This window comes from Desulfitobacterium sp., assembly GCF_035539115.1.
Lineage (GTDB): Bacteria > Bacillota > Desulfitobacteriia > Desulfitobacteriales > Desulfitobacteriaceae > Desulfitobacterium_A.
In genome coordinates this window covers 1-4675 of the sequence record NZ_DATLJA010000046.1, presented here as the reverse complement: position 1 = coordinate 4675, position 4675 = coordinate 1, and the positions used below count along the sequence as shown (strand labels likewise).

General features: G+C 38.7%; 3 protein-coding genes. 2 read left to right on the top strand and 1 reads right to left on the bottom strand.

Features of this window, described 5'->3' with window-relative positions; all coding sequences use genetic code 11:
* Window positions 1-375 precede the first annotated feature (375 nt).
* Window positions 376-1161: an SHOCT domain-containing protein gene (locus tag VM640_RS08980; protein WP_325391398.1), complete on the top strand. Its 786-nt coding sequence runs from the start codon at window positions 376-378 to the stop codon at window positions 1159-1161.
* A gap of 279 nt (window positions 1162-1440) precedes the next feature.
* Here the strand turns inward: VM640_RS08980 and VM640_RS08975 are convergent, their stop codons facing one another.
* Window positions 1441-3468: an exonuclease domain-containing protein gene (locus tag VM640_RS08975; RefSeq protein WP_325391396.1), complete on the bottom strand. Its 2028-nt coding sequence runs from the start codon at window positions 3466-3468 to the stop codon at window positions 1441-1443.
* 710 nt (window positions 3469-4178) lie between these two features.
* Here VM640_RS08975 and VM640_RS08970 point away from each other — a divergent pair.
* Window positions 4179-4616, top strand: a complete 438-nt coding sequence (locus VM640_RS08970; RefSeq protein WP_325391394.1) for a mismatch-specific DNA-glycosylase — start codon at window positions 4179-4181, stop codon at window positions 4614-4616.
* Window positions 4617-4675: the final 59 nt, after the last annotated feature.

The window sequence follows — 4675 nt, the reverse complement described above, 5'->3', positions numbered from 1 at the left end:
TGCTATAATAAAGGGGTGAGAATATGTCTAGTTGAATCAAGTTTTACACCTCTTCCTTGTGCGTTAATTTGGCTTGTCACCTTATTTTACCGCACAAATGGATAGAGGTGTAATTATTTTTACCGAACTGTCGTTTGCCGTTAATGTTTTTTGTAACAGACTCTTATAGGCTCTGAATGGATTGGGCTTAAATTCGTAGGGGGAACAATTAGGGATTACATTTTTATACTTCAACCAGAACACTTCCATCCTGTAAAGACGCAATTCGACGCACTGCTTAAAACGTCCTGGAAGGGGAATTTTTCACAGCTTAGTTTATTATAGAATATCACAATGAAAAAGAAATTGAAGCTAGGGTAGGGAGTTGTAAATATTATGGGTTTTTTTGATTTAAAGGCAATCTGCATAAATTGCGAAAAAGAAATTGGATTAAACCGATTTAAGACAGCTGATGGTTGGATATGCCCTGCTTGTTTTAAGCTATGCGGTTATAATTTGTTGACACCAACTAAAACTAAAACTATTACAAACATTCGGGCGGATATTGCGGAAAAGGAAACACAAAAAGGAGAATTATTAAGATTTAATACAACAAAAAAGATAGGCGGTTTTATTGAATTTGATGAAACCAAACGACAATGGCTCATACCTGATGGCATTTTTGGGGGAAAGAAAAATTCTTGCATTTATAGCTTTGATGATATTGTTGAGTACGAATTACTTGAAGACGGAGATACAATAACTAAAGGAGGATTGGGGCGTGCTGTAGCTGGAGGTATTCTATTTGGAGGTGTCGGCGCAATTGTTGGTGGAGTAACGGGTGGGAAGAAGTCCAAATCAATAGTAAACAGCTTGAAAATCAAAATTACTGTTAACGATTTTCAAAAACCCGTTGTATACATCGACCTGATTAAAATAAAAACAAAGGCCGATTCATTCACTTATAAAACAAACTATGGCTTAGCACAGCAGATTTTATCTGCACTTGCTCTAATTCAGAAACAAAATGATAACCAACAGATAGACTCGTCTTTTAGCGGGCAAAAAAATGCAACTGTTTCTGCTGCCGATGAAATACTAAAATTCAAGAAACTTCTTGATGGTGGTGTAATCACCCAGGATGAGTTTGATTCAAAGAAAAAGCAATTGCTTAATTCGTAAATATTACATAAAGAAAGATCTAATGTAATGTGACTATTCAGGTACCCAAAATAGCTAACACAAAAAGGGGTGCTAAGCACCCCGAGTGTAAGAAGGTTTCATCTGTGAGCAGAATGGAGGGAGGATAGAATCACCATCGAATACCGCCCGAATGCCCTCCATGACGGAAAGCGAGTGTCTCTCAAAGTGCGATGGAAGGTAGGGCTAATCAAACGTCCTGGTCGCTTCGATGTAGATGCAATAAAACTATCAACCAAACGGTCGATGGCTTTATTGCGTCTATCTAAACTCCATATTCTGATTTACACCATAAAATATCCTTCCGTTTGTTAAGTGCTTTCGATACTGACAACCTAGTGCCAAACGTTTGTTAGGCTGAATGCAAACCTTCTCATCCGAACATTGGATGAACCTTGAGCAGCAACTATACACTTCGACGTTCACCAACGAAAAAGACTCTTCGTACAACTTCAAGAATAATGGGTAAAGGCTTGTTAACTCGTCTTGGGAATTAAATGAGAGTCTGCTCCACAGTTTTTCTGATGGTAGTTGCTCTAGCTTGATGGACTTATCATTAGCCCATACGTGTTCATAGGAGTTTTTTAAATAGATATAGTTTGTTCTTCCACACTTCACCCTTAAAGAGTGTATTCCCAAAAACTTGATTGAGGAATAGGCAGAATTATAAATAGTCTCAATTTCGGCCTCTGGCCCTTCCTTAGCCCTAATCATTTCGACAATTTGATCACATAGCTCGGAAGAAATTAAAATAGCCATCGTTTTATCTCTCGCTTCCCAGATCTTTAGTTCATCCCATAAATCATTCTCGCGAATTATGGAAATTCTCTGGCCTGCCTTTCTCATGGAGATTGCCTTTTCAACTTTCCTTCCATAGCGAGTGAATACCCAAGAGGGATTCCCATCATCCCCGATAACAAGGTAATCTGTCTTCATAGTAACCGAATCACTAAAAGTGGCGCCAGTTTGCTCGATAAGGCCTTTAATTTCACTTCTAGGAGCTCTGGTGGAAGCTCCAGTAAAGCAGAATGACGCGCCAGTGAATATGATTTCCGGGCATGTTGTGCAGATACCACTCACATTGTACTTGCTCTTTAGGGCATTAAGTTCATTCTGATTAAGATTGTAGGATAGGGTCGTGTCAATAAACTCGCTGAAAAAGGCCTTTAACATCTCACGTTCGTCTTCATCTATCACACCATCTGATAAAACTGAGTTGAGTAAACTTTTTATTTCGTCGTACGGATAGATGTTGCTGAGAAAATCATGGCCATGTATCCAGTCGCTGAGCTTTAGAATTTCTTCATCAGTTAGGATATTGTCCACAAGGATGCCATGTAGGATCCCGTGAAGTATCTGCATCGATGAGTTGGTCTGATCGCAAAATTCATTGTTTGTTAGCTTATCAACAAGCCAATAAATATCATCCGTTTCCTCTTTGGAAAGAAATCCGTTGTTGATCACTGTATCAATTATTGGAAACAGTTCGTTAAAAGGATGTCTATTTTCATACTTGCGATAAAAGTTACACCAATGGTTTAGTTCTTCAATCTCACTAAAATTTATTATTTTATCGACTGTGATACCCTGCAAAATCCCAGTGAGAGTATTTATGATCTTTTCTATCTCGGCCCGTGAATTAAATTTTTTTGAATCACCCTTTACCTGCACTTCAGTTTTCTTAACTGCGCCTTTGGTTTGCGTTTGCTTTGAACTTGATGGGGAATACCCTCCGGGGTACAATTGGCCATAGTTGACATGGACCTTATTTATTAATTCATCGAAAGAGGTAGCTGATATTTCATTGGCGGCCTTAATCGCTATTAGTGCACAGGCAATGGCGTCAGACTCGGCATTATGATGATTCAATTTAATCTCAAGCATGGATGATAAACCATCTAACTTATAACTTAACTGATTGGGCCATACTTTTTTTGAAATAACAAGAGTGCACGCATAATTGACTTCGGGATAAGGTATTTGATATTGATCTAAAGTTTGTCTAAGAACACTCATATCAAAGCTTGCATTGTGAGCAATTACAGGTGCTCCTTCAAAATACGACTTAATAGATTCCCATAGATCGCCAAACTTAAGCTTGTCTTTTACATCCTCTTTGGTAATTCCATGTATCGCGTAGTTGATAAGATTAAAATTAAGGTCGGGTGGTTGGATAAAAAGATGTTTCGTTTCAATAATTTTACTGTCTTTAACTACTGCGATGCCTATGGCGCATGAACTTGAAAGTTTTTCGTTGGCAGTTTCAAAATCAATAGCTACAAAGTTCACAATTTAACTCCCTCCCTGTCCCCACAATTCCATTCCTTCGATTCATTTGTTAATGCACTAGCTTTCCATGAATCATTGGTTATTCCTGCCATGCGACATTCTTAATGGTTTTGCGACTATTTACCTGAATAAATAGTAAGATAGTAGCTTGCCAAGGTCTTGTAATGTAAAGTAATTTGGCCATAGAGAATTAACTTTACTTTGGACGTCCTCGCGGTCAATTGAGCGACAGGATTTCTGCTAAATCAGTAATGTGACCATTATCCCCTACACTATTGAAGTGTAGGGGATTTTTTGCCCTTATTCACTATTTCGCCATGTTTCGCCGTAAATGTGGAATATAGTTGTCTGAAGGACAAACCATCAAAACTGCATAGTTATAAACAATAATTTGTCTACGCCTTCTGGTATATTGGTGATGAGGGAGGTGTTGAACGTCAATGTTTCGGTTCGTTGTTCACCTGGAAGTTGGCTAGTCTACGGACGAATATCTGTTGCTGCACGAAGCGGGAGAATTTACGGAATGGCTTAAAGCAATAATGGTTAGGCAATCAGTGCTATTCGGTGGTGATGATCCTTCATGTTTAGTCGGTTGCTGTGTATCGATTGGAAATAAGGGTGGGGGAATAATTCCCGATATGCTGAAAAGAAGGTTCTTGGATTGAACTGTAATTATTATAGGGTCCTTGATCACAGAGGGGTGAAAAAATATGCTGCCTGACGTATTGGACAACGATTTGAAAATTGTATTCTGTGGTACAGCTATTGGGAACCAATCAGCAGCTAATAACGCATATTACGCCAATCCCAGCAATAAGTTCTGGGCTGTTCTTAGCCAGATTGCGTTAACTCCATCAAAAATCAATCCTCACGATTATAATTCGCTTCTTGAATATGGTTTGGGTATTACTGACTTGGTCAAAACAAAACATGGCGTCGATAATGAGCTAAGTTCTTCTGATTTTGATCGTGATGGTTTGACTCAAAGGATCATACGGTTTTCACCGGAAGTCCTCTGTTTTAATGGTAAGAAAGCAGCCCAGGAGTATTTCCGTAAAAAGGGAATTATATCCCAAGTTTGGCGACATAAATTACCAATGCAAGCTGGGAGCGGGTTTCAGGTTTCAAGAAATCTTTGTAGTCCCTAATCAAAAACAGAACCCCTTTAGCCCAGTAAAATCAATAGTTCGGAGAGGTCATTTTCCAA